The organism is Acidovorax facilis, from assembly GCF_023913775.1.
Classification (GTDB): Bacteria; Pseudomonadota; Gammaproteobacteria; order Burkholderiales; family Burkholderiaceae_C; genus Acidovorax; species Acidovorax facilis.
Window position 1 is genome coordinate 1 of record NZ_JAMXAX010000091.1, and the last position, 25,524, is coordinate 25,524.

Here is a 25,524-nt window from a genome sequence, read left to right on the forward strand (position 1 = left end):
ACTTCCCCCGCAGCCGAAGCTCCAAGGGCAATCCCGCCAGCAACCCACCCGACACCGCAAACAGATATCGCAGGCGTGCCGACAACGTCCGGATGCTGTTGAACCCCGTGGTTCGGAACACAAAGCTGCCCAACTCATCACCAGCCGTACCCGCTTCGGTACTGCCATCCGCCTCCACCCGCACATGCAGCCTTCCATACGGCTTGCAGTTCCCATCCTGCGCAAGCGGGCACACCGCAGGCGAAGGGCAGGGCAGGCTCTGCATCCCCGACAGAGTCACCCGCTTGCAGCTCTCCCCATCTCCCACACACAGCGGCCTTCCCGTGGCCCGGTCAAACATCGTGTAGTTCGCCCTAAGGCTCAGATCTGGATCGTCAAACAGCAGCCGCACTGGAATGCTGCGCAGCTTGGCCCCCGGCTCCTTGCGCAGTTGGGCATCCACCGGATGTGGCACCCACCCCTCCTTGTTCTGAACCTGGCTGGTGAGCGTGAACTCATCGTCCTTCTCGGGCAGGCGACGCCCGTTCTTCTCCACCACCCGCCCAATCGCAATGCGCCCGATCACAGGCGGTGTCAAAGCCAAACCTTTGAGCATGTGAATCTCCTCGTTGAATGTGAATGCACCCCCAAAGCACAACGGGCCTCACCGTTGCCGATGAAGCCCGTCTGGGGAATGCGTTGAACTGAAATGAATGAACCCTTGGCCCCGATGAACCAGCCTCAGGTCTGCACGAGAAACCTCCTGCTCCCAGGTTTGGGCACCGTGTAGGCCTTGACGATCTCCGGCTGTTCCTTGGCCAGCCGTGCTGTATCGAGCTGCGTCCCATCCCGGCTGCGTTTGAAGCTCACCTCGCCGTTCTCAAACACCGCCCGGCTGGAATCCGCCATGCGTTGCTGAATCGTCTGCTTAAGCTGGGCTTCCAAGGCCGTGTTGGTCGCCAGCACCTCTCGCACCGCCAACAGGTCAGAGAACACCGCCCCCATCACCAGGTCATGCTTGAGATTCAGGGTGAAGCCGGTATCTCGGGGATACAGCGCCCGCAAAGCCCGGTCTGCCGAATCCGACCCATCGGCCGGAGGCGCCTGGCCCCGCTCCACATAGCCCCAAAATTCGCGCTCCAGGGTGATGAGCTGGGCGATCAGCTCCTCATCCCGCTCGATCCGAAAAATCTGCAACTCCTGGCCCCCGAGCAACACAGCCACATCCGCCGCCTGTTTGCCCGTCACGGCCAACTGGTGCTGGACTTGCAACTGCACATACTCCGGCACCCCATCCCGCCAGAGCCAGGCCCCTTGAATCCCCGCTGTCTTGCATTCCAGCAACTGGACATCCGTCGCCCCCAGCACCTCCCGGTCGATATTGGCCAGCATCCATGGGTGCTCAGGATGCTGCAGCACCGCGTTGATGCGCCGTACCCGATTGCCCGTACGGCGGGTGTAGTGCGCAGCCACGATGGGCTCCAGCAGCGAACCCCAGTACATCGGACTCAGATCATCCGCATCTCCGTCACCCGGTGGGGCCACAGGGGCACGTCCGGTCTTCTCCATCCATAGCTCCAGCTGCGACTGATAGGGATTGAGCCCGACTGCCGCTGCTGCATCTGAACTGCCGATACCACCCTTGCGCACCTGCAACCACTGATCGCGATCCAGGTCCTGGGTCTTGACCAGCCTAAGGGCAGGGCGGGGACGCGGTGACGCCTCAGACCCCGGTGAAACAACAGGACGAACCATGCTGACTCCTTGAAGTGAAAACAACAAAAGCAACAACAACGACAACCACGACGCCACACCGCCCCCCAAAACAAAAGACCCCGGTCCACTGAAGGAGCCGGGGTCTATGCCGTGAAGGGCGGTGAGGGCGGATGGATGAACCGCAAAGGACGGCAGACACCGTCATGACGCCAGCTGCAACGCCTGCTCCAGTGCTCGCTGCTTGAGTGCGGCCCCCTGGCCAAACCAGGCACTGTCCAGGCGGTATTCCTGACTGCGCGCCCGGCGCTCGTGGTCCACGAACTCGGTCACGGCGCACAAGAGGCCCCAGGCCGTGCCCTTGGCGGCTGCCAGCTCCGCCCCCCGGCCCTGACCCTCGTACATGGCCTGTACCTTCTTGAGTGCGCGTTCGTTGGTCAGGCCTGCCGATGCATCCGCATGCCCATCCGTCTGGCACAGCACCTTCAGGAAATAGTTCATGGACTCGTGGCTCTTGACCTTGCGCTCGGACAAGGTCTTCATGCGGTACATGAAACCGTCCCACTGCGAGACGGCAATCCCCAACTGCTTCTTGACCGCCTGCGCGTCAAAGCTCGTGCTGTGAGGCACCTTGATCGCACTCGACGTCCCAGACAGGGCAATCGACAGCGTGTTGTTGCAGACCACACGCACCGTCGTCGGTGTGGCCGTGGTCGCCAGTGTCCCGTCACAGGAAGTAGCCAACAGCAGATAGCCGTTAACCACATCGTTGCCCTTGAGCGCCGAGGACTTTCCGGTACGGGCCAGGGCCCAGAACTTGCGCCCGGCCTTGAGAACCCCGGCGGTCTCCAGCTCGTACCCAGAGACTTCCGTCAGATCCCGGTAGAACTCCAGCACCTGCTTGGGCTGCACGACCTGGTAGCGGGCACTGACCACCGACAGAGGGGCCTTGGTATCGCTGCGGTACAGCACCTTCTGGTCGGGGAACTCCATGGGTTCGGCATACAGCGCGGAGACGGAAGAGGGGGCCTGGCCAGCCGGGCCGGATTGAGTGGCCATGTAGCGCACGGGTGCCTCACGGATGGTCCAGTCCATGCCCGCTTCACGGGCCCAGACATCGATGGGTTGTTTGGCGGGCAGTTGCTGACCCAGGTTGTGCCAGGGGGTCTCGCCGACATAGGCCATGGTTTGAACGAGGTGTGCCATTGGAATGCTCCTTGATAAATGAATGAATAAAAAGAGAACGAGGGGAGGGAAGTGAGAAAAGCGACAAGCCTGAAGAGCGCGAAAAGAGCAAAAAGGGCGAGCGCTCAGGCGTACGGATCCCGGAAGCGGTACCCGCACTCCAGGCAGTGGTGGTTCTTGAGACAGTTCTGGTCGACGGCCTTGCCGATCTGACTGCCGATCTCGCAGCCGACGGCGCCGCCGCTGAGGCCTCCCATGGCGGCTCCGGCGACGGCACCGAGTACGGTTCCAGCGGGGCCGACGAGCGAGCCATAGGTGGCACCGAGTTGGGCGGTGCGCAGGGCGGTTGCGGCGCCGCTGGCGGCTCCTGCGACTGCGCCGATGGCGGCGCCTGCGGTGCGGCCGCGGTCAAGGGTTTCGACGCGGGGGGATTGGCATTGGGGGCAACTGATCACGGGGGATCTCCTTGGGGGTGTGATGTGAAGGAAAGAAGAGCGACGGAACGAACGGCTAAAGAAAAAGCCCCGGGTGCTAGGCACGCGGGGCTTGGGGTGGGGATGCGGACAGGTTTGGCGCTACCGAGACGGCATAGCGCCCGGCAGCGCTAGTGGGGCGTGCCGGGCGTTTGGTGCGTTACTTGGTTGGAAGCTGAGCACGGGGTTCACGCGCATTGGTGATATGTGATTGAAATAGATTTGGATCGACTTGCCCAGCTTCAAGCCATCTGGAAGCCGAGTTGGTTCTCCGGTGGCAGTTGCCATTCATCCCCCCTATTGTTAGTCTTGATTCGATGTTTTCAGGCGCGGAAAACCTCTTCCACCATGTTGTCGAGCTTCTCCTTCACGGCCCTCCAGTTCGGCATGTGCCGATCTAAGGTGCGGTAAAACTTGGGACTGTGGTTGTGGTGGAGCAGGTGGCACAGCTCATGGAGTAGCACGTAGTCGATGCACTCCCTTGGAGCCTTCACCAGCAACGGGTTCAGCGTGATTCGGCCCGAGGGTGAGCAACTGCCCCATTGCACCGTCATGAACTGCAGGCGTGTCTGTGGAAGCTGCTTGACCCAACGGAGCGGGGCGGCAATCGCCGTCAGTCGATCTGCAAACACCTCCCGTGCTCGCTGCCGATACCAGGCATCCAAGGCCATCTTGATCGGGGCCGCGGCTTGTTCAGGCGTCGTCACGGTGATGAAAGCGCCGCGCATCCGTGCCTCTGCCCTGGCCCCGGCGTCGACCACGACCTTCAAGCGATAGCGGCGCCCCAGATAGTGCAAGGACTCCCCGCTCACATACTCGCGGGGCAGCACATGAGCAAGTCGTGCCCTGGCTGCTTCCACATGCTGGCTGATCCAGCGCACCCGCTTTTTCACGGCAGCCAACACATCTTCCAAGGGCGCTGCATCGGGTGCATCCACCATCACGCGTGCGTCTGGCTCAACATGGATGGCAACGCGCGTCACAACGCGCGACGGTTGGCGGCGCAGACTGAAGGCAATGACTTCGTCGCCATAGGCGATGCGATGCTGAGAGACGCGTTCAGTGACCTGCATGCTCAAGACTTGCTCAACCCGACGCGCGTGATCTGGATGACTTGCTCGACCACCAGCTTGGCGTTGTCCAAACCCAGCGTGCCAAACAACAAGGGCAACAGACCCTTGCGAATGGCCGCCTCGATGTTCTGTGGGTTGAGCGAGTTCTCTGCCACGGCGTCGCGCACCACGGTGTCCATTGCAATTGCTTGTTGCACCAGCTTGTCCGTGGCATCACCACCCAGTGCGGCAAAGGCCTCGTCCCCCAGCACCAGACGCATGGCGCCAAAGTAGGCCTTGGCATGTGGCTTGTCTGCCAGTGCATCCGGCATGTCCGGGGTGGCACGGGCGTCCAGCTTTTCCTCGAAGGACTTGAACAGGGCGTACTGCTTCAGCGGATGATCGAACATGGCTTCCGCTTCAGCGATGGCCTGACGCAGCAGTTCGCCAAACACCTTCTGCGCATAGGGGTCGGCCGCCAGTTCCTGCTCGATGGTCTTACGTAGCCGGGTGCGGATCATGTCCGTCTCATTGCGCGTTTTCTCTTCCGACCAGTCCTTCGGGTCTTCGGCTTGCCCCAGTTGGTGCACCAAATAGACACCCTCGGGTTCGCGCACTTCTGTCCCGATGACCTGCTTATCCACCAGCTTGCGGATTTGTTCCTCGTAGACGCTGTAGTCCACCGTCTCCATGGCATCGCGGCGGGCGGTCTGGCGCAGCTCGGTGAAGAAACGAAGATCTGCCTTGTACCGGGCAATCTGCGCTTCAGAAAAGCTCTTGTCCTCAAAGAAGCTGCGTGAGGAGAGCGCCGTCTGCAAGCACAAGCCGAAGGCGGTCAGTGCCTCGTAGAAGTCGTCTCGCAGTTTTTGCCGCTCGTCGTACTCCTCGCCATCACTGCCCTTCACGAACTTCGGTGCCAGCACTTGCCGGTACTGCTCGCGATCGAGCTTGTTGGTCACCGACTTGAAGAACGACCACAGTTCATCGTGCAAAGCAGGCAGGCGCTTGTACTCCGTGCTGAACTGGTGGTACAGGCCCTCCAGGTCACTGATGTCAAAACCACCTTGCGTGCGAGCTTCCAAGTCTTGGTAGGCGCGGATGGCGGTGTCGAGTTCCTTCAAGATGCCTCGGTAGTCCACCAGCACGCCGTACCGCTTGGCGTCATGCAGGCGGTTGACGCGCGCCACCGCCTGAATCAGGTTGTGCCCTTTCAGGGGCTTGTCGATGTACAGCACCGTGTTGCGTGGCTCGTCGAAACCCGTCAGCAGCTTGTCCACGACGATCAGCAAGTCAGGTGCGCCGTCCGTGCCAAAGTCATTGACCACCTGTTTCTCGTAGGTCTCGGCATCGTTGCCGCAGGTGGCCATGGCTTGCTTCCACCACTTTTGAACCTCAGGCAGCGTGTCCTCGTCCACATCGGAGTTGCCTTCACGCGTATCCGGGGCTGAGATCACCACCGCACTGGTCGCCAAGCCGGTGTCGTCCAGCGCCTTCTTGTAGCGGATGGCGTCGAGCTTGCTGTCGGTGGCCACCTGCCCCTTCAGGCCAAGCCCCAGCTTCTTGATGTTCTCGTTGAAGTGGGTGGCAATGTCCCAGGCAATCAGCTCGATGCGGTTGGCTGCACCGTAGATGGCGCCCTTCTTGGCGAATTTCTTTTTCAGGTCGGTGCGCTGGGCATCGCTGAGGTTGCTGGTGATTTTCTCGAACCAGCGGTTCACCGCCTCTTCGTTGATGTCCAGCTCGGGCACACGCTCTTCGTACAGCAGCGGGGCCACGGTTTCATCTTCCACCGCGCGCTGCATGGTGTAGGCGTGCACGATGGGGCCGAACTTGTTCGCCGTCTTTTCATCCTTGAGCAAGGGCGTGCCGGTGAAGGCGATGTAGGCCGCCTTGGGCAGGGCCTTCTTCATGCGCTCATGGGTCTCGCCGCCGTGGCTGCGGTGGCCTTCGTCCACCAGCACGATCATGTCGGCCGAGTCGTTGCGGCACTCCGGCAACTTCGACGCCGTGTTGAACTTGTGTACCAGCGTGAAGGTGATGCGCTCGGTGCCTTTGCCAATGCGCTGGGCCAGGTCACGACCAGACAGGGTGCGGCTCTTCTCGCCGTCTTTCTGTGTGGCGATGCTGGAGCCAAAGGCCCCACCGGTCATGAAGTTGCGGGCGAGCTGGGTTTCCAGGTCAATGCGGTCGGTCACCACCACCACGCGGCATTCCTTCAGGGCATCCACCAACAGCAGCGCCTTGGTCAGGAACACCATGGTGAAGCTCTTGCCCGACCCCGTGGTGTGCCACACCACGCCACCCTCGCGGCCACCGCCTTGCGATTCGGGTTTCTTCTGGCTGATGCGCGCCAGCAGCGCACGGATGCCAAAGAACTGCTGGTAGCGGGCCACGATCTTGCCCACCTTGCGGTCGAACAGCACGTAGCCGCGCAGGAATTCAAGCAGCCGTGCCGGGGTCAACAGGCTCACCAGCAAGCGGTCCTGTTCGGTGGCCTGCATGGGGGCGCTCCACAGCGTGTTGAAGTACGCCGCCAGCGCGGCAGGCTTGCCGTCGAACAGCGCCGCACGCACATCCGGCTTGAGTGCCTTGTTCTTGAGCGCCTGCATGTGGGCCTCGTCGAACTCCTCTTCCCGCCACTTGGCCCAGAACTTGGCTGCCGTGTGCGTGGTGCCGTAGCGCCCCTCGGTCTGGCTGATGGACAGCAGCAGCTGGGCGTATGCAAACAGGTTGGGAATCTCGTCGGGCCGCTGGTTGCGCAGGTGCTGGCTGATGCCTTCTGTCACCATCGCCTTGGCGGGGTGGCTGCCACCGCCCGACTCCGGCCGCTTGGCCTCGATCACCACCAGCGGAATGCCATTCACATACGCCACCACATCGGGCGTGCGGTGGTGCGTGCCCTGCGCGGCCAGCACCTCCAGCTCTTCGGTCACATCCCAGCGGTTGGCCGTGGCGTCGGTCCAGTCGATCACTGCGATGGTCGGCTGGTGCTTCTTGCCATCGGGCATGAACTCCGTCACCGTGATGCCCAACGCCAGCTTGCCGTACAGGCGCTCGTTGGCGGGCATCAGCCCTTCGGCCAGGCTGAGTGCCGACAACTCCCGCACGATCTGGTCGATGCCGCTGGGTGACAGCGGGTACCACTGGCCCTTGTATTCGTAGCGCCGGGTTTGCAGCACTTCGATCAGCCGGGGCTTGAGCAGCACCTCGCGCGTGCTGCCACGCAGGGCCAGCGCCTGCGCCGTGGTCAGAAAGTTCCAACCCAGGTTGCACAGCAGGTGCAGTGCGGGCAGGTGGGCGCTGTATTGCTCGCGGGAGTTGGGCGTGGTGTTCATGCCTGCACCCCTGATTCGGCATCCGGCAGCTTGACGCGGCGTTTGCCGGTCAGCAGTTGGGACATGAGGGCAGCTTTTTCATCGCGCAAAAGTTCCAACTGAGCTTGAATCAGTTCCGCCTCACGCACTGCACCGGCCAATACCTTTGCGATGGCCCGCTGCTCTTCAATTGGTGGCAGTGGAATGTGAAGATTGCGAAAGTCCTTCCAACGCAGGCTTCCTCTGCGGTCAACGGAAGCGTTGGTTGCAGAAGCGAATATCTGTCGGTAGTGCTCTGTCTTCAGCAGCGCAAACAAGTAGGCGTCATCAACTTCATCGTTGGCTTTGAAAACGGTGTACATCGGACTGACCAGTCCAAAGTCGTACAAGTCTTGGTAGCCGATGGAGCCCTCGTCGATGTGATTTGTCGCGTACACGAAACAGCCTCTGGGGACCACCTTGTAGGTGGATGTGTCTGCGCTGAATACCTGCTTATTGAAGTAAGCCAAAGAGTCAACCAACCCTTTGTGTTTCGTGCAGGACAGTACCGGATAGGGATCTTCACCCCCAAGTTTTTGACTCACCTCGACAGCCAGGTCACCGATTCGGCGGTACCCCCACTCGATGGGCAATGCCCCATAGGGTGTCTTTTGCTTGCGTCCGCTGGCCGGAAATTCTTTGAGGCGCACTTTGCCGGTCAACATCTGCTGGGATATCAACAGTTTCTGCTCCTGACTGTTGAGCAGGAGTCGCTCCGTAGTGGCAATGGCTTGATCCCAACTGGCGAGAATTTTGGCGATGCGGCGCTGTTCTCCGTAAGGTGGAACTGGCACATCAAATCCCTTGATGATTCCGCCGTTCAGGTTCTTTTGTGTCCCGGCATTGCCCAGTTCGCGCAGCTTGTCGTACTGAGAAATAAGGTACTGAAAGTAGAAGTCAACGTCGTGCTTGTCCCGTAGGTGGATCGCTGCACAAGCCTGATTGGTCGCTGCTTCAATGCTCAGCTTCGCAACCTGCCCCCGCGTCTTTCCTTGTCCGTACATGGCCATCAACAGCGTGCCAGGTGGAAAGACTTTGGCTGCGGAATTCTGCAAACCCGCTGCGGTGATCTTCTCGACGGTGTCAGTGATGGTGTTGAATTGAATCTCGCCGGTCGTGACCCATGGAACATCGCCGCCCCAATAGTCTGGTCGGCTTCGATCAGGTGTACCACCCGAAGTGATATGGGCGATTTCGCCCAGCGTTGAACGGCGCCATGCTTTAGGCAGCATCACGGCCTCCCTTCTTCTTTGTCAGCCGCTTAGCGACCTTGCCCAACTCCTCCAAGGCGCCATCATCTGCCGATGCCGCACCGAGCATGCGGACGGCACAAGCCTCGCCTTCCGCCTCCAGCGCCGCACGTCGCTGCGCAGCAAACTGCTCATACTCGCTCTGTGCATGGGCCACCGCCTGCTTGTGTGACACCTTGCCAGCGCCCACCAAGACTTGCCGGTCATTGAAGCTGAGGAAGGCATCGAGCTTTTCGGCCCAGTCTTTCAGGAACACCTCTTTGCGGCGCGTGGCCTGGTCTTCGGCAAAGTCCAGCCACATGGTGACGATGCGGTTCAGCTCGCTGATCTCCTGCTCGTTCAGGTAGTTCTTGGCCACGCCCACATCGGCCTTCTGCACCTGGCCCTTGCGGGTGGTGGTCAGGCCCATGTTGGGCTGGGTGTGGTCGGCACGGCGGCGGATGATTTCGGCGGCCGTCTGGCCCGACACGGCGTAGTGCAGCTTGTTCTGGATGATGCGGAAGAAGGTGGTGGTCTCGGGCAGCGTGGGGGCGTAGTCGGCGGCCAGGGCGAAGATTTCGCGCACCCGCAGGTACATGCGGCGTTCGCTGGCACGGATGTCGCGGATGCGCTCCAGCAACTCGCCGAAGCGGTCTGGCAAGACCGAGTCGCCCACGGGTGGGTTCTTCAGGCGCTCATCGTCCATCACAAAGCCTTTGAGCAGGTACTCGCTCAGGTTGGCCGTGGCCCATTGGCGGAACTGGGTGCCGCGTGCCGAACGCGCCCGGTAGCCCACGGCCAAGATGACGTCGAGGCTGTAGAAGCGCACACTGCGGCGGACGAGCCGACCACCCTCTTGGCGAACTTGTAAGCCGGACTTACAAGTTGCTTCGGGGTCGGCTTCACCCTCGGCATAGATGGCTTTCACATGCTGGGTGACGTTCTGCGGCGTGGTCTGGAACAGCGTGGCGATTTCGGCCTGGCTGAGCCATAGCGAACCGCCTTCGGCCCGCATTTCTACGCGGGTGAGGCCGTCGTCTGTGGTGTAGAGAACGAATTCGCCCTGGCTTTCGGCGCTGGCTGATGCCTGCAAATTCACCGGCGTTGTCATCGCCTTGGTGGGCGTGTTGGCACGCTTGGTAGGCCTTGGAGTCTTACTCATAGCCCAGCTCCTTCAGGTAGACGGCCATCTGGGTTTCCAGGCTGGCCAGCTCGCCCTTGAGTTGCTCACGCTCTTTGCGCACGGCCATCAGGTCGATTTCGGCTTCTTCCTCGAACGTGTCCACATAACGTGGGATATTGAGGTTGAAGTCGTTCTCGGCGATTTCGGCAGGCGTGGCGAGGTAGGCGTACTTGTCCACGCTCTGCCGTGTGGCGGCGGTGGTCAGGATGCGCTGCAGGTCGGTTTCGCGCAGCAGGTTCTGGTTCTTGCCGGCCTCAAAGTCGCGGCTGGCGTCGATGAACAGCACCTTGTCGTCGGCCTTGTTCTTGCGGAACACCAACACAGCGGCGGGGATGCCGGTGCCGTAGAAAAGCTTTTCGGGCAGGCCAATCACCACGTCGAGCAGGTTTTCTTCGATCAGCTTCTGGCGAATGCGGCCCTCCGCAGCGCCACGGAAGAGCACGCCATGGGGTACGACCACCGCCATGCGGCCGGTACCTGGCTTCATGGTCTCGATCATGTGCAGGATGAAGGCGTAGTCGCCCTTGGTGCGCGGCGGCACGCCCCGGCGGAAGCGGCTGAACTTGTCGGCGTCGGCCCCCTCGAAGCCCCACTTTTCCAGGCTGAACGGCGGGTTGGCCACCACGATGTCGAAATGCTTGAGGCTGGCCGCACCGTCGAGCAGCTTGGGGTTGCGGATGGTGTCGCCCCATTCGATCCGGTGGTTGTCCTCTCCATGCAGGAACATGTTCATCTTGGCCAGCGCCCAGGTGCTGCCGATGGCCTCTTGCCCATAGAGCGCGTACTTGCGCGAACCGGTGTTCTCGCGGATCAGACGGCCGCACTTCATCAACAGCGACCCGGAGCCGCAGGTGGGGTCGCAGATTTCGTCGCCTTCTTGCGGCGCCATCAGGCGCGCCATGAGTGCGGATACTTCGGGCGGGGTGTAGAACTCGCCAGCCTTCTTGCCGCTGGTGGATGCAAAGTTCTTGATGAGGAATTCGTAGGCGTTGCCGATCACGTCGAGCTGGCCGACACGGCTGGGGCGCAAATCCAGTTCGGGCTTGGCGAAGTCTTCCAGCAGGTGGCGCAGGATGTCGTTCTTCTGCTGCTCGTCGCCCAGCTTGTTGGAATTGAAGCTGATGTCCTGGAACACATCGCGCAGCTTGGTGATGTTGGCCTCTTCGATGGCGTGCAAGGCCTTGTCGATGCGCTCGCCGTTGCCGGGGCTGTGCCGCAGGGTGTGCAGGGCATAGAAGCTGGCGCTGGCTGGCAGCACGAAACGCTCGTTCTTGAGCATTTCCTCAATCAGCTCGGGGTGGTCGCCGTACTGTTTCTTGTAGGCGTCGTAGTGGTCTTGCCAGACATCCGACACGTACTTGAGGAACAGCATGGTCAGGACGAAGTCCTTGTAGATGCTGGGGTCCACGGTGCCGCGAAAGGTGTCGCAGGCGGCCCAGACGGCGGCGTTGATGTCGTCCTGGCTGACAGAGGTGATTTCGGTGGTGATGTCGTTCATGGTGGGGGTTCCCTGGGTTGTTCAGTGAGCGGCCTGTGCGGCATGCGCAAGACCTTCCGCAAGCGCCTGGAGTTGTTGCTCGCGGTTGTGAATGAGTTGGTGGAGGGTGCGTCGCTCCCGACGCGCAAGGTCGACCAAGTCAACGATGCGTTGCTGGTCCGCCAGCGACGGCACGCTCAGAGTGAGCGATTCCAGCACCGGGCGGCGGATGCTGAGCTGGCTGCTGCCTTCAGCGGCTTGCTGAAGCTGACGCTGGAACGGGGGCTGGTTGATTTGCCAGGCCAAAAAGGCTGGCAGCAGTGCGGCCCGTGGCAACACTTGAAGCAGGAAGAAGTGCGGGCTGCACACGGCCGCGCTGGGCGGCTCGTCAATGCAGACCGCATAGAACCGGGCACCTTTGGAGACGAACAGGACATCACCAGCTTTGAGCCAGTCTGGGTGCTTGCGACCGGCAAGAGAAGTGCGGATGACGCCAGACCAGTTCACCCCATTGTCGGGGTCGACGTCCTTCATCTGGACAGCCAGGGTGCTGCCGTCAGCCGACTCCTCTATGGAGCCCCGGAAGGGGTAGCCGCCTTGCAGGGAGGCCAAGTCGGCAATGGGGAGAGGTTTTGCATCAAATGACATGATGCAAATAATACAGGAGATTTCCTAATGTGCAAGAGAATTTGCATCACGTCGATTGATGCTGATTTTTTGAGTCTATCCCGCACACCCAGGATTACGGGCTTCAATTCCAGAGCGTGACATCTTCGGTCAAGTTCTCCCGCCTCGTCGGGTCGGAAGCTTCGCGCGGGAATCTCTTTACTGGACGTCAGTCTCGACGACGGAATACGCTCGAAGCCGCGAGTGCACCCCCGAGGTTGGATGGCCAGTAGTCGGGTATCCTTTTGCAGGATGTAACTGAGCGGGTACGCTCGCACGCCATAGGTAAGGGAGCGGCTTGATGCAGATGGTGACAGACGAGGAACTGAGAGAGGCAGCCGCGCATGCGGTAGATAAATTCGGCGATGTCGCGGGCTATCGGGACTGGTTCCCACGTCTTGAGTCTCACATTGCCAAAGTACAGGCTGCAGGCCGTGAAGAGTTTATGTCTCCGGCGTTTCAAGACGAACTCTGGGACGGCGAAGCAGTGTCCGCCACCGGGATGGGTCATATCGATGTGACCGCAGCAAAGGCCGACCCAGGTGTCCTTGCGTTGCTTTGGGACATTCGACACCGCAAATTTCCCGACGGGGGACTTGCTCGTGCGGAATCCATCGCAGCTGCGTGGCAAGCGGTTGCTGAAGCCGCCGAGAAGTTCACAAGGCGGCGTCCCCGCCTGAAGATTCACCGTGTGCTCGCCGCACTGCTTCCAAGTGACTTCACGACGATTGCGCATGCGCGCAAGCTCCGGCAACTGGCCAAGGCCATGGGAATTGGGAAAACGGGCAGCAAAGATCCCGTTGTGCTGCACGCAGAGGTGCTTGCCCGACTGGAGCAGGCGCTAGGCCGCGTCCCGGCTCCGCCGGATCCGGATGGCGTCCGCAGGATGGCGTTGCCGTGGCTCCTATACGCGGCGCATATCCAGGCTCAGGGGGATGAAGCCACCGAAGTGGAGGACGAGGAGGCACCTTCGGAAAAGCTGAACCCCTTGCCGGCCGAGAGAAGGCGCAAGGGTCTTTTAGCCATTGCCGGTTACCTGCCCGCAATCCGCAGCATGATCGAGTTCGCGCGGGACGGGTGCACACGAGAGGACCTGCGGGAGCACATCAAGTCTGTCAATCCAAAGCTGTCCGACCCGTCGGTAAACACGAACATCAATGCCCTGATTGCCGAATGGGGCGTTCTAAAAGCGGCGGGCAATGACATTCAGCTGACCCCTCGTGGCGAAGCACTTCTCGAGACAGGCGACCCTGAAGAAGTCTCCGACTGGCTCCTCACGCGGATTCTCGGGTTCGACAATGTGCTGTACCGACTGAGAGAAGGACCCGCCAAACCGGATCAAATGGGCTCCATGTTGCAGGAGGTCAATCCGGGCTGGACGACTCGCTTCGCGCCGGACGTTTTGGTCAAGTGGGTAGGGCGTCTTGGTCTTGCGGCATTGAATTCCAGTGGTGAATTTCAGCTCACGGAAGATGGAAAGGCGTGGGCCGAAAGAATTCACTGGACTCCAGGCAAATTGCCGACTGAGAGCGCAAAGCCGGAAACGGCCGTGGTGGACACCCATGCTGCAGAAGGCGGCATCGGCGCAGTCAAGCGCCCCGAACTTCCCGCTGTCGCTGCAGCGCTTGCGGATAGCGGCTTCTTCGCGGCTCGGACTGTCGCGGCCCTTGATGCAGGGTTGTGGCTGCATTCCCGCAGACACTTCGCCGTGTTAACGGGCCTAAGTGGCGCGGGCAAGACGCTGCTGGCACGCAGCTACGGGCGCGCGCTCTGGTCCGGCTCGTCACAGCTTGACGTTGGAACATTGGTGCTCCCGGTGCAACCTGGCTGGCAAGATCCGTCCCCTCTGCTCGGCTACGTCAACCCGCTGTCCCAAAGCATATACGTCCGGCCGCCGTTCCTCGATTTTCTTCTCGCCGCAGCAGGAGATCCCAGCAGGCCTTATACCGTGGTGCTTGATGAAATGAATCTGTCGCACCCGGAGCAATACCTCGCACCGCTCTTGTCGGCGATGGAAACTGGAGACCCGCTCGTGTTCCATGGATCCGACGAGGAGATCAGCGGCGTGCCTCCGGCGATCGCCTATCCCTCCAACCTTGTCATCATCGGCACGGTGAACATGGATGAGACGACACACGGGCTCAGCGACAAGGTTCTCGACCGCGCATGCGTGATTGACTTCTGGAAGGTGGACGTAACCGCCTACCCTGGATGGAAGACTGCGGAGCTGCCAAAAGAGACGTTGGAACTAGCCCGGAGCACTCTCTCTGCTTTAAGTGCGGCGCTCGAGCCAGTGCGTCTCCATTTCGGATGGCGGACGGTGAGCGACATCATCGGATTCCTGCAGGTGGCTGCGACTGGCGCCACCCTATCGCCGGGTGAAGCGCTCGACCAGGCCGTCTACTCCAAGATTCTGCCGAAGTTGCGAGGCGAGGACAGCGTACGGCTTCGAACCGCTCTGAAGAATGCCCACACCGTGATGCAGCAGCAGAACTTGCCCCTTGCGTCGGGGAAAGTAGCTGAATTGCTGGACGATCTGAGGGAGATGGGCAGTGCCCGCTTCTGGCGCTGAACTGCGGCTCTCCGTTCGGCGGGTCGACGGGGGCACGCAAGTGCCGCTGCTCAATGCCGAGGGAACGCTACTGACAGGCTGCGAGGAGAACGGGAGGTATGAATTTCAGCTGCCAGACAGTCTCGTGGCCAGCGCCGTGTTGGTCGATGATGTGCCGTTGAATGCAGTGTCAGGTGCAACCAATTGCTGGTCATGGCAGCCAGGCTTCTATGCTGGATCCGTCGTAGCCGAAGTGTTCGATGGGATGGCGCGCCTGGTGGGCAGTTGGACGATCGACGTCTCACCCCACCCGGCGAAACTGGGCCGCGATGTATTCCTTGCCATGGTTCGGGAATTGCATGCCTTCGATCCGCGACTTGTGTTCGGCGACTCCCCTGCACACAGCCCCTTCGGCGCGGAAGGACGGTGGTCTGATCCCTTCCTGCGCTACGCACGGCTCAAAGCCAACGGACTTTTATTTGTGGAAGCGATGAAGACCCTCGCAAGGGCACCTCAAAGGCAACTCGTGCATCGGCGCGAACTCACACCCCTACATCAGGCTCGCAGCCTCGACGTCCAGACCGTGCTTTCAGCCGCCCGGTCAGCAACTGCGATAGCGGCGCTCGGCCTCACAGGCAACAACGTGGAGTCCTCGGAGGAAGTTCTCTTCGACGTGCCGTCAAGCTACAGGACCGAAGACAGCCCTGCGAATCGCACGATGCTCGCACGACTGCTATCGGTCTTGCGCAATGTCCGCGACGTGCGGACGACTTTCGTCAATGGACAGGGAGCCCTCGCCGGAAGGTATTCGAACGAAGCGCTTCAAGCGAGCCTGCCGGCGAGAATTCGATATCTGGAGAAGCTGGAAGAAGAACTGCGCGGCATCCTGCGGCGCTCACCTTTCGACCGAGTGCGCCGGGCGGAAGTCTCGGCGACCGGACTTAACGCGGTCGCAGCGAATCCCGATTATGGGAAAGCCGCGAAGCTGGGTTGGCGCGCGATTCGTCCCGGGATCGAGGGCGCGGCCGCTTTCGACCAGCTCCCCATGGGGCCCACGTGGCAGGTGTTTGAGCGGTGGGCATTCCTCCAATTGGTGAAGGCCTCACAAGCTCTGTTGCCTGGAAATGCCTTGCTAATCGACCGCCAGGGGGCGCGCGACGACTGCTTTAGGGTTACGCTGGATACCGACAAGGGCTGCCTCGCCATCCACTTGCAGCCGCGATTTCCTGCATTCGACCAAGGGGACTCACATGGCTTCAGGAGCGTGTCAGCAGAGCGCTACCCGGACTTGGTCGTGACTTGGCAGACCGATGGCGTCGAACGTTTTGTCGTTTTCGACGCTAAGTACCGAGTTTCGAGGTATGGAGTCCTGGATGGCATGGAGTCCGCGCATCTCTACCGGGACAGCCTGCGCTACATGGGAGTGCGACCCTCTCACGCTTTTCTCCTCACACCTGCGCCCACCGAGACTGGTACGTTGGAAGCCGATGACTATTTTGATGCCGAAGGCGTCGGCATCATTCCGCTGAACGACGCTGCCCAGCCGCGACTTATTGAACTCTTACGTCGGCACCTTCTCGCTTAACCGCTGTCACCTTTGCACGGACAACTCCCGATTGTTGCACTTTGGCGCTCTTGGGCTTGATGGTGCCGCCGAACTGGTGCACGGCCGCATAGATCAGATTGCTCACCACCTCGACGGACCTGCTGCTCACCACTTGCGACACCAGCTCGCTGCGCAAGTAGCCGCGCAGGGTGCCCGCGTCTATGGACGCAGTATGGTCGATGACGAAACCGACAACAGCTTGAATCTAAACTTGTCCAGCAGTGTCCCACTAGAGACAACATGCCATGGCATATCAAATGGCATACCCGTCAGCGTCAAAAAGAAAAAACCCCAAGTGAATCAATCACTTGGGGTTGCGTAATGGCGGAGAGGGCGTCTGTCATGTTGACGTCTAGAAAGATCCAATAAAACTCAAAAAACCATTAAAAATCAATGAGATGGAAGAAACTTTGATCTGCTGAAGTCCAACTTGTTCTCACCAAATCTAGATCTTTATGTGGGATAAGATGTGGGACAAATAGTTCGACGGAGAGAGTCATGCCAAGAAAGGCCAAGGAACTGTCAGCGCTGGCAGTCACCAAGCTTAAAGCCGAAGGTCGTCACGCAGTAGGCGGCGTGGATGGATTGCATCTTCGCATCTCGGGCGGATCACGGGCATGGGTGTTGCGCATCGCCGTGGGCACGCGCCCGGGCAAAGATGGTCAAGCGACGCTGCACCGCAGGGACGTTGGACTGGGAAGCTTTCCCGAGGTGTCACTGGCCGAGGCGCGCGAACGCGCCCGTGAACTCAGAAAACAAGTGCGTGATGGTATCGACCCCGTTCAGGAGCGCCAGACGGTCAAAGCCCAATCTGCGCTGGAGATCGCCAAAACCAAGACCTTCGAAGACTGCGCCACGGCTTACATTGATGCCAATCGCGCCGCCTGGAAAAACGACAAGCATGCCCAGCAGTGGACCAACACGCTGGCGACCTATGTCTATCCGAAGTTCGGCCACCTGCCAGCAGCATCGATCGATACCGGAATGGTTCTGGACGTGCTCCAGCAATCCGTGGGCAAGGCTGGCGAGACCCTCTGGCTTAACAAAACAGAAACTGCCAGCAGACTGCGGGGGCGCATCGAATCCATCCTGGATTGGGCCACATTTCGGGGATACCGCCAGGGAGAGAACCCAGCGCGCTGGAAAGGCCACCTCGAACACGAGCTACCTGCCCGCAACAAAGTACAGAAAGTCGAGCACCATGCAGCACTGCCTTATGCTGAGATGGCAGCCTTCATGGCTGAACTGCGATCCAAAGAAGGCGTATCAGCTCGCGCATTGGAATTTGCGATCCTCACAGCTGCCCGCTCAGGTGAAGTGCGCGGCGCCAAGTGGACAGAAATCGACCTGCAAAACAAAATCTGGACCATCCCCGCTGAGCGCATGAAGGCAGGCAAAGAACATCGAGTGCCCTTGGCCTGCCAGGTCATCGCACTATTGAAGGCGTTGCCGCGTGAGGAAAATATCGATCACGTTTTCCTTGCACCCAGGGGAGGCCAACTCTCCGATATGTCCTTGACGGCCGTGTTGCGACGCATGGGGCGAAGTGGCCTGACTCAGCACGGATTCCGCTCCACCTTCCGTGATTGGGCGGGGGAAACAACGACCTATCCTCGTGAGGTGTGCGAACATGCTTTAGCTCATAGATTGGCTGACGGCGTTGAAGCAGCTTACCAGCGGGGTGACCTCTTGGCCAAGCGTGCAGGGTTGATGTCCGATTGGGCCAACTATTGCAATTCACCGCCTGCCAACTGAGGGGCCAGCGGCACATACAAGTGTTCTAAAACTAAAAGCAGCCTGTGTCGATCAACGACACAGGCTGCTTTTTTTATTCGGTAGGTTCGTGTAAGCCCAGCAACAAGTTCCTGTGACTGAGGCGTTCACGAATATAGGTTTCCTTTTCCGCTTCGCCATTGATGATCAGTTCGATGATTTCTGCACGAGTCAAATGATGCTTTTTGGAAAGCTTATCTAGCTTTGATATTGTCTTCAGCGAAAGGACAAAGCTGCGTTGCTTCTCATCTGGTTTCTTCTCCCTACGCAGCCGCTGGTTCCAAATTTTCCTGGCATCCTTGCTGTAAAGTTCCTTCGTGTCTCTTGTAAATATCGGATGATCAAAAAAAATAAAGAGATCCTCGTGTGATTGGAATTTATGATAATCATTGATTTCATTAGGAATTCTATTTTTTAGAAAACTCCAAAAACAATCCCTTTTTTTATCTGCATCCATCCCTTCAAGCCACGAGAATAGTTTGTCTGATTCTGTGTGCTTGTTCCATTCAGACTCCATTTCTTTGCAATATTGAATGGCTGTGGTCATCTCAGAAAACGACTTGGCCAACCAGTAATCTACCAATGCAACGTTCCTCTCTCGGTTCGACAGATAAGAAGGTATAGACGTGGGTAGTTTATGAATTACTAGAGACAGGTCGCTCCTTATTTTTTTTAGTTGTGATTTTTTAAGTTCGGAAATGTAGTTGAGGATCCAATAAAACTGCCTTTGATTGTCTTTAATCCAATTAATACGCTCCTGCGGCACTAGCATCTTTAGCATGCTGTCTTTTATAAAAACTCCTGCCTCGGAATTTTTATTAACATATTCCTTTAGTGTTTTTTTGAGATCGTGAGCATTTGGATTCAAATCTGCTAAGGATGAATCTTCTTGAGCAGCTACCAGCCAAGCCACTGATGCAATACGTGACGAATTTTCGCCAGTAGAGTCAATTTTTAATGAGAAGCTGTCAGGAGTGTGAAGTGCCATTTTGCAAAAATTTATAGACTGATCAAAGAAAAAAGATCTAGAAGCAATCCGGAAGCAATCCGGAAGCAATCCGGAAGCAATCTAGAAGCAATCCGGAAGCAATCTAGGGGCAATCTAGGGGCAATCTAGGGGCAATCTAGGGGCAATCTAGGGGCAATCTAGGGGCAATCTAGAGCAAATTTAGGCGCATTCTAACTGAAAAATGCTTAGCATCCTTAGCAGTTTCCTCGGTGCGCAGAAAGAGGGCCGTGTAGAGCATGACCAACAACTTGCTGTCTAGAGCAGGGCAACGATTCTGAATCGATTGCTGTGGAACATTTTCATGGTCTACCGGCAGTCAACTCCATAGCTTATGTCTCTCCAGGTGGAGTTGGTAAGCGGCTTGAGGGTGATTGAACAAGGCGTCGATGTGCTGCCGGGCCATTTGCGAGGAGCTCACCGCCGAGGTATGGCCCCTATGGGCGGGCTCAGAAGAAGATTGCAGTGGTAGCCACGGCGGATATCAAAAGTCTCCCAAAAACGCGAGCTTATGGGAAATTCAAGTGGAAGCTAGCGGGCAAACGCTTAGCCGCGGTAGCGCATACGGCTTCGCGGGATTGTTCAGGGAGCATTAGGGCAATCAGGCGCAGGATGATAAAAAAATAAACAATCACGCATGCATTGGACAAACTACTAACGAGTGAATTCCATGCGTATCTTGCGACTACCTGCAGTAAGTGAATTGACGGGACTGCCACGGTCCACGTTGTATCTGTACATGAGTAAGGGCTTCTTCCCCAAGCCCATTAAGCTCGGCGTCAAATCTGTCGGCTGGATCCAGGAGGAGGTGGATCAGTGGCTGCGTCAGAAAATGGAATCGCGGGCTTCTTAAGCCGAATCCCATTTTTCCAGAGCAGATTAGCCTTTGGTTTTTATCAATAACCCCAGGGGTTGCCTATTTTGGCGTGCTGATGTTGCTGTTGTTTTGGACTGTTCTTGCCTCGGTATTGGTAGTATAGATAGATATAGAGCTATGGGCAATCTATACCGGTAAAGCATCCAGGCACAGCACATACATCGGCCACCATGCAGCCAAGGGGGGCACTTGTGTGAGGTGAACGTGTTTTACAGTGATTTTGAGATAAACAAGAATCATCGCCTGTACAGTGATGGGGTGTACCAGTCTTTGCCTGTGATGAATGGGCACTACCCCATGATTGAGGATTATCTTCGGGCATTGCATGAGGTGCTTTACAAGGCAATTCATCAGTATCGAAGAGTTTTTGCCTTCAGGGTGGATCTGCACTTTCCTGCCGGAACCGGGGGACGTCACGCGGAGTTCTGCAACTCAGCCGTGTCCAGGTTCATCGAATCATTCAAGGCCAAGATTCGGCATAACCGTGCGGTGGCTTCAAAGACAGGCTCCTACACTCATGGAACCAAGGTGCGTTACTTCTGGGTCAGGGAGGTTGGTGAATGCGGTAGGGTTCACTACCATATCTTGTTCCTCCTGAATGGGGATGCTTTCAACTGGCTGGGAAACTACCAGTCATCGGCAGCAAACATGGCCCATCGAGTATGGGAGGCCTGGGCCAGTGCTTTGGGCGAAAGCGTGGAGAGGGCCAAGACCCTGGTGCACTTTCCGGAGAATCCGTCGTACATGATCCTGCGCGATGATCCCGAGTCATCTGCTGCGCTCTTTCATCGTGCCAGTTATCTGTGCAAGGCAAGGACGAAGCAGTATGGGGCGGGGCACCACGGGTATGGCGCTAGCAGGAGCTAATAGACTGACTCTGACGAGAGACTGAGGTGCAATGGTCGGAGGGCATTAATCACCCGCTGTCTCAAGAAGGAACTCCTCTCCCATCACCCCGTCAGCCGTGAATGCGGCTGACGGGTGTAAGCACCCCTAGAACAGCACCTTCTGCGCACTCGTCAACGCCACAAAACTGTCGCCCAATGGCTGAAGAATCGCGTCAGCGATCGGCTGAAGTTGCTTGGTGAGGTAGTGCTCATAGTCAATGCGGGATTGCCGGGTCTCCAGAGGCTCTGGACCGCTCTGCGTCATCACGTAATGGATCCAGCCACCACGCTGGTACTGCTGGGGACGGTTCAACTTCGCGTTGTGTGCATCAGCGATGCGCGCCGCGCGCACCTGGGGCGGCACATTGACCTCGTAGGCATCGAGCCGGTGGCGCAGACGCTTGCGGTAGACGAGCAGCGCATCCATCTGGCCCTCCAGCATCGACCGCGCATAGTGGGCCACGAAGTCCCGATAGGGCTCGCCGTGGAAGATGCGTGACAGCAAGCCCTCCTGGAACTGGCGTGCCAACAGGGTCCAGTCGCTGCGGGCCATCTCCAGCCCGCGATAGACCATCTCTTCCTGCCCCGCTTCATCGACGCTCAGGCCTGCGTAGCGCTTCTTGCTGCCGACATCCGATCCCCGGATAGTGGGCATGAAGAACTTGGCGTAGTGGGTGTCGAACTCGATTTCGAGGAAGTTCTCCAGTTGCTGCTCTTCATGCAGCTTGCGTGTCCACCAGGCGTTGATCTCCTGCACCAAGCCGGCCGCAATGGCGTGTGCCTCCGCGTTGGGGTAGGTGCGCTTAAGCCAGATGAAGATGGAGTCGGTGTCTCCGTAGATGACCTGGTATCCCCGCTGCTCCACGAAGATCCGTGTGAGCTTCATTACCTCATGGCCGCGCAGGGTCACGGCGGACACCAGCTTCGGATTGAAGAAGCGGCACTCGGACGCACCCAACACTCCAGCGAAGGAGTTCATGAGCAGCTTCAGGGCCTGCGACAGCGGCTGGTTGCGCGCCCGCTTGGCCTCGTCCCGCGCAGTCGATAGGGTGGTCACGATGTCCGGCAGGCAGTGTTTCTCGCGCGAGAACAGCGTGCCTTGCGGCCCCTGCACCAATCCGGTATGGACGTCGGTGCTTTCTCCCTCTGCCAAGCCTACCGGGTCCACCAGAAAGGTCCGGATGATGGAGGGGTAGAGGCTCTTGTAGTCCAGGACCACGACGGAATCGTAGAAGCCTGGCGTGGAGTCCATCACATAGCCGCCGGGAAAGGCCTTGGCCGCGATGTCACCTACGTTGGGTGCCACGTAGCCCAGGCGGTGCATGCGCGGCAGGTAGTGGTGGCTGAATGCGGCGATGGAGCCGCCGAAGTGATCTATCTGCAAGCCTGTGGTCTGGGCTCGCTCCAGTACGAACGGCAGCAGCTCCAGTTTGTCGAAGATGCGCAGAACGAGCGCGCAGTCGCGGATGTTGTAGCTGGCCAGCGCGGGCTTGTCTTCTTGGTAGCGCCGCTCGATCTCTGCCATCTTGTCGTAGGCATCGCCGATCTCCTTGCCCTCGCCGAGCAGTTTCTGAGAGACCGCTTCGAGGCTGAACGATGGGAAGCTCCACATGCCAGCCCTGAGCGCTTCGATGCCATCGACAACCACGCGTCCGGGCATGGGGGCGAACAGGTAGCCTTGCCGGCCCGGATGGGTCCGCCAGGCGATGGGGCGGCGCTCGCGTCCGAGCAGCAGTTGCACGGAGTTCGCGTCGGCGGTCTTTTGCAGCACCCGCAGATCGAACTGGATCACGCTCCAGCCGACGATGACATCCGGGTCATGGTCTGCAAACCAGGCATTGAGCTGCTCGATCATCTCCTGGCGTGTCGGGCAGTACACAAGCCTGAAGTCCACCGACGATGCGGCGGCTTGTGCCGACGCTGGAGCCTCCCCCAGCATGAGGACTAATCGGTCTCCCGCACCATCCAACGCGATCGAGTACAACTCCTCGGCCGCGCTCGTCTCAATGTCCAGCGACACCACCTTCAATACCGGGCGCCAACCGGTCGCAGGCTTCAACCTGCCATCGAGAATGGTCGAGCCTTCGCGCACACCTCCTTCGACCAGGACACCGGCTGTGATAAACCGCTCCATCAGGTAGCGGTCGTGTGGGCGGACATCCGCTTCGTACAGCGGTATCCCCAGTGGCTGGAGCGCGCGTGCCAGCTTGCCGAGATCGCGGAACCTGCGAGCGTAGACACCGAGAACGGGCTCCTGATCGAACGTCTTCAGATCAAGCTCCTTCACCTCCAAGCCCTGCAGGTTCGCCAGTGGGGCATGTGCCGCAGCCCGGTGGCGGGTCGGCAGGAAGGCGACCGACGTCTGCTGGGTCAGAAGCACCTTCTTGGGCCCCTCGTCGGTGGACAGCCAGTATTCAATTTCTGCGCCGTCTGGAAGGTCACGCCAGTTGCGGGTGAGGAGGAAGCCTCGGAGTTCGGTGGGTGCGAGGGCTGAGGACATCAGGTGGGGCGGAGGACGGTGGCGCGGCAATTCTGATGCCTAGGGCGAGATGGTGGGCGGGCGCGGCAGCTCTTGCGCATGATACTGATGTTTTGTAAGGGGTATCTATTTAGCTCCAGCAGCCCATTGATACTGTGATTTCATCCAGCAATGGTATCCGATTGGCTCTCCCCGGTGTTCTTGCTCACGACATCCGCATACGTCACTGGCGGCGTAACCACCGCTTGCTGCAGCAAGCGGTAAAACAGCATCCCGCGTGAGCTGGATGTGCGCCGGTTGAAACGGAACACGAATTCATCGAGATAGGCATCCAGGTGGTCTGGCTGTACAGAGCCATGATGCGTTCCGAGCACCCAGCGCTGTACCAGCGAGGCGACCCGGTGCACTCCCGCCATGGAGACATGGGCAGGTACGCCTGAGCCGAGCATGACGGTGCGCTGGTGGGTGTAACCCAGCTCTCCCAGAACGCGGTAGGCCGCCGAACCATCCGTGCGTACCTGGGCTCCAAGTTCGACCACCTCCTGCACAAAGGGGATGACGTGGGTGGCGGCGTCTCGCTCGATGCGGCGTAACCGGATGCGCCCAAACCCCTTGGGCTCCACGATCTCCACCGCCATGACCATCAACACTTTGGTGGTGCTGCTCTTGCGCCCTGCTGGAGTGGCGGGATTTTTGCGATCCGTGATGGACAGGTACGTTTCATCCACCTCCACAAGCCCCTTGAGCTTGTCCCGGCCCGGGCGGACCATGGCACGTCGAAACCGGTGCAGCATGGTCCAGGCGGTCTGGTAGCTCCCCAAACCCAGTACGCGCTGCAACCCCAGGGCGCTCACGCCTTGCTTCTGATTGGTCAGGTACCAAGCTGCAGCCAGCCAGACACGCAGCGGTGTGCGCGTCTTGTCAAAGATGGTCCCAGAGGTCACTGTGCCTTGGTACTGGCATGAGCGGCACATCAGGCGGGTGCGGCTGGCGCGGTACACATCACCAGCGTTGCCGCAACGCGGGCAGACGAAGCCTTGGGGCCAGCGCAGCTTCTCCAGGAACGCCTGGCAGGCCTCTTCGGTGGCAAACCAGTCAAGAAATTCGTTCCAGGTGCGGGGGTAGTCCTGTCCAGGAGTTGGCGTTAGCATCTGGGTTTCCATCCAGCTATTTTGACGCCACTGGAGCTAAATAGATACCCCTTTGTTTTGTACAGTATCTAGAAAACTGCCATCGAGAAGACCATGCACAAACCAACCCGTTATGTATTCCGTCCTGCCCGACCAGCTCCCGCCTTGCTGCGGCGCATTTGGGCGTGGTTCTGAGGAGGTGCTTCAGTGCTACGTGGGCCAGCCACCGGGCTGTGCATAGCCTAAAGGGGGCAATGGTTCGAACTTTCTGTGCGGACCCCGCTTGAGGCTCGGAACCGACCGCTAGATTGACGAGTGGGGCTGGACGAACTTTGTGCGATTGCTTGGGTGGGCCTAGCTTAAACAGCACGCAAAAACATAGCGCTAGTCCTGCGGGAGTGCGTCAAAGGGCATGTATAAAACAGTCCACAAAGGGAGGCACCGTGGACAGGACTGAATACTTGAACACGAATGGCAGATTGCTATTCGAATCGTACGAAAGCGACTTGCAGCGCGACTGGGCCTGGGAGGTTGTTGATCAATTGCGCCGCCGCTATCCAAGTTTGGATCAGTGGACGACGGGAGGCCCGACTAAAAAGTACACAGACTTACGGTTCGGTTGCCGGAAGCCGGGAAACGCTACTGCTTCTGCAGTCCTGTTTCGACTGAGCAGAGAGCAACGCTGGCCCGCATGCAACGTCGCACGTTGGATTTCGAAAAAACTCGGTGAGCCGCTGTCGATGTCCGTCGCTTCTCATCCAACCCCTAAGGACATAGCTTGTCGTGGTCAAGTTTTTTCAGACATTCCGATAGGGGAAGTTCGTTCAAGCTGAGTGAGCTGCCAACGCCTGCTGCATCTCGTAGCTATTGGGTGACTGGTATCCCAGCGTGGAGTGCAGCCTGAT

General features: G+C 59.1%; 19 protein-coding genes. 5 read left to right on the forward strand and 14 right to left on the reverse strand.

What is annotated here, in order from left to right; genetic code table 11:
- From NFX52_RS20770 to NFX52_RS20815, 10 genes are all read right to left on the reverse strand, one after another.
- The coding region (locus NFX52_RS20770) for a recombination directionality factor (protein WP_492759475.1) at positions 1–595 on the reverse strand (595 nt) is incomplete at its 3' end.
- Positions 596–720: 125 nt separating this feature from the next.
- The gene (locus NFX52_RS20775) at positions 721–1,734 is read right to left on the reverse strand and encodes a YqaJ viral recombinase family nuclease (protein ID WP_055392972.1); all 1,014 of its coding nucleotides are present in this window, start codon (positions 1,732–1,734) and stop codon (positions 721–723) included.
- A gap of 162 nt (positions 1,735–1,896) precedes the next feature.
- Positions 1,897–2,898, reverse strand: a complete 1,002-nt coding sequence (locus tag NFX52_RS20780; protein WP_252635799.1) for a DUF932 domain-containing protein — start codon at positions 2,896–2,898, stop codon at positions 1,897–1,899.
- Positions 2,899–3,002: 104 nt separating this feature from the next.
- Positions 3,003–3,332, reverse strand: coding sequence for a hypothetical protein (locus tag NFX52_RS20785; RefSeq protein ID WP_055392967.1), 330 nt, complete (start codon positions 3,330–3,332; stop codon positions 3,003–3,005).
- 341 nt (positions 3,333–3,673) lie between these two features.
- Entirely contained in the window at positions 3,674–4,423 is a 750-nt protein-coding gene (locus NFX52_RS20790; RefSeq protein ID WP_055392965.1) for a M48 family metallopeptidase, read from the reverse strand.
- 2 nt (positions 4,424–4,425) lie between these two features.
- Positions 4,426–7,737, reverse strand: coding sequence for a type I restriction endonuclease subunit R (locus tag NFX52_RS20795; protein ID WP_055392963.1), 3,312 nt, complete (start codon positions 7,735–7,737; stop codon positions 4,426–4,428).
- Positions 7,734–8,987: a restriction endonuclease subunit S gene (locus NFX52_RS20800; protein ID WP_082437210.1), complete on the reverse strand. Its 1,254-nt coding sequence runs from the start codon at positions 8,985–8,987 to the stop codon at positions 7,734–7,736. The genes NFX52_RS20795 and NFX52_RS20800 overlap by 4 nt, the downstream gene beginning before the upstream one ends.
- Complete coding sequence (locus NFX52_RS20805; protein WP_055392961.1) at positions 8,977–10,146, reverse strand: virulence RhuM family protein; 1,170 nt, start codon at positions 10,144–10,146, stop codon at positions 8,977–8,979. Before NFX52_RS20805 ends, NFX52_RS20800 begins: the two co-directional genes overlap by 11 nt.
- Positions 10,139–11,665: a type I restriction-modification system subunit M gene (locus NFX52_RS20810; protein ID WP_055392959.1), complete on the reverse strand. Its 1,527-nt coding sequence runs from the start codon at positions 11,663–11,665 to the stop codon at positions 10,139–10,141. The genes NFX52_RS20805 and NFX52_RS20810 overlap by 8 nt, the downstream gene beginning before the upstream one ends.
- Positions 11,666–11,686: 21 nt before the next feature.
- Entirely contained in the window at positions 11,687–12,178 is a 492-nt protein-coding gene (locus NFX52_RS20815; protein WP_238385438.1) for a restriction endonuclease subunit S, read from the reverse strand.
- Between the two features lie 433 nt (positions 12,179–12,611).
- On the opposite strand from NFX52_RS20815, the gene NFX52_RS20820 reads away from it, so the two are divergent.
- Positions 12,612–14,882: an McrB family protein gene (locus tag NFX52_RS20820; protein ID WP_055392977.1), complete on the forward strand. Its 2,271-nt coding sequence runs from the start codon at positions 12,612–12,614 to the stop codon at positions 14,880–14,882.
- The gene (locus NFX52_RS31120; RefSeq protein ID WP_252635800.1) at positions 14,863–16,446 is read left to right on the forward strand and encodes a nuclease domain-containing protein; all 1,584 of its coding nucleotides are present in this window, start codon (positions 14,863–14,865) and stop codon (positions 16,444–16,446) included. Before NFX52_RS20820 ends, NFX52_RS31120 begins: the two co-directional genes overlap by 20 nt.
- Here NFX52_RS31120 and NFX52_RS20830 read toward each other — a convergent pair.
- Complete coding sequence (locus NFX52_RS20830; protein WP_156358551.1) at positions 16,412–16,672, reverse strand: phage virion morphogenesis family protein; 261 nt, start codon at positions 16,670–16,672, stop codon at positions 16,412–16,414. The genes NFX52_RS31120 and NFX52_RS20830 overlap by 35 nt on opposite strands.
- Positions 16,673–16,965: 293 nt before the next feature.
- Here NFX52_RS20830 and NFX52_RS20835 point away from each other — a divergent pair, with 293 nt between their 5' ends.
- Entirely contained in the window at positions 16,966–18,222 is a 1,257-nt protein-coding gene (locus NFX52_RS20835; RefSeq protein WP_055392953.1) for a tyrosine-type recombinase/integrase, read from the forward strand.
- A gap of 73 nt (positions 18,223–18,295) precedes the next feature.
- On the opposite strand, the gene NFX52_RS20840 is transcribed toward NFX52_RS20835, so the two are convergent.
- The gene (locus tag NFX52_RS20840; protein WP_156358550.1) at positions 18,296–19,228 is read right to left on the reverse strand and encodes a hypothetical protein; all 933 of its coding nucleotides are present in this window, start codon (positions 19,226–19,228) and stop codon (positions 18,296–18,298) included.
- A gap of 688 nt (positions 19,229–19,916) precedes the next feature.
- Between NFX52_RS20840 and NFX52_RS20845 the strand changes: the two genes are divergently transcribed.
- Both NFX52_RS20845 and NFX52_RS20850 read left to right on the forward strand, forming a co-directional pair.
- Entirely contained in the window at positions 19,917–20,099 is a 183-nt protein-coding gene (locus NFX52_RS20845; protein ID WP_055392948.1) for a helix-turn-helix transcriptional regulator, read from the forward strand.
- A gap of 222 nt (positions 20,100–20,321) precedes the next feature.
- On the forward strand, positions 20,322–20,990 hold the full coding sequence (locus tag NFX52_RS20850) for an inovirus Gp2 family protein (protein ID WP_238385439.1): 669 nt from the start codon (positions 20,322–20,324) through the stop codon (positions 20,988–20,990).
- A gap of 126 nt (positions 20,991–21,116) precedes the next feature.
- Here NFX52_RS20850 and NFX52_RS20855 read toward each other — a convergent pair whose 3' ends face one another.
- Together NFX52_RS20855 and NFX52_RS20860 are read right to left on the reverse strand one after the other, a co-directional pair.
- Positions 21,117–23,510 carry a DNA polymerase II gene (locus NFX52_RS20855; RefSeq protein WP_055392946.1) on the reverse strand — a complete coding sequence of 798 codons (2,394 nt, stop codon included), beginning with the start codon at positions 23,508–23,510 and terminating at the stop codon, positions 21,117–21,119.
- Positions 23,511–23,650: 140 nt separating this feature from the next.
- On the reverse strand, positions 23,651–24,652 hold the full coding sequence (locus NFX52_RS20860; protein WP_055392943.1) for an IS1595-like element ISCsp2 family transposase: 1,002 nt from the start codon (positions 24,650–24,652) through the stop codon (positions 23,651–23,653).
- Positions 24,653–25,524 lie beyond the last annotated feature (872 nt).

Bases quoted from the DNA above. Each gene is read 5' to 3' on its own strand.
- NFX52_RS20815 (WP_238385438.1), bottom strand. From the start codon at position 12,178: ATGAAGGACGTCGACCCCGACAATGGGGTGAACTGGTCTGGCGTCATC.
- NFX52_RS20790 (WP_055392965.1), bottom strand. From the start codon at position 4,423: ATGCAGGTCACTGAACGCGTCTCTCAGCATCGCATCGCCTATGGCGAC.
- NFX52_RS20800 (WP_082437210.1), bottom strand. From the start codon at position 8,987: ATGCTGCCTAAAGCATGGCGCCGTTCAACGCTGGGCGAAATCGCCCAT.
- NFX52_RS20775 (WP_055392972.1), bottom strand. From the start codon at position 1,734: ATGGTTCGTCCTGTTGTTTCACCGGGGTCTGAGGCGTCACCGCGTCCC.
- NFX52_RS20840 (WP_156358550.1), bottom strand. From the start codon at position 19,228: ATGGCACTTCACACTCCTGACAGCTTCTCATTAAAAATTGACTCTACT.
- NFX52_RS20820 (WP_055392977.1), top strand. From the start codon at position 12,612: ATGCAGATGGTGACAGACGAGGAACTGAGAGAGGCAGCCGCGCATGCG.
- NFX52_RS20780 (WP_252635799.1), bottom strand. From the start codon at position 2,898: ATGGCACACCTCGTTCAAACCATGGCCTATGTCGGCGAGACCCCCTGG.
- NFX52_RS20845 (WP_055392948.1), top strand. From the start codon at position 19,917: ATGCGTATCTTGCGACTACCTGCAGTAAGTGAATTGACGGGACTGCCA.
- NFX52_RS20805 (WP_055392961.1), bottom strand. From the start codon at position 10,146: ATGAGTAAGACTCCAAGGCCTACCAAGCGTGCCAACACGCCCACCAAG.
- NFX52_RS20855 (WP_055392946.1), bottom strand. From the start codon at position 23,510: ATGTCCTCAGCCCTCGCACCCACCGAACTCCGAGGCTTCCTCCTCACC.
- NFX52_RS20795 (WP_055392963.1), bottom strand. From the start codon at position 7,737: ATGAACACCACGCCCAACTCCCGCGAGCAATACAGCGCCCACCTGCCC.
- NFX52_RS20835 (WP_055392953.1), top strand. From the start codon at position 16,966: ATGCCAAGAAAGGCCAAGGAACTGTCAGCGCTGGCAGTCACCAAGCTT.
- NFX52_RS20810 (WP_055392959.1), bottom strand. From the start codon at position 11,665: ATGAACGACATCACCACCGAAATCACCTCTGTCAGCCAGGACGACATC.
- NFX52_RS20860 (WP_055392943.1), bottom strand. From the start codon at position 24,652: ATGGAAACCCAGATGCTAACGCCAACTCCTGGACAGGACTACCCCCGC.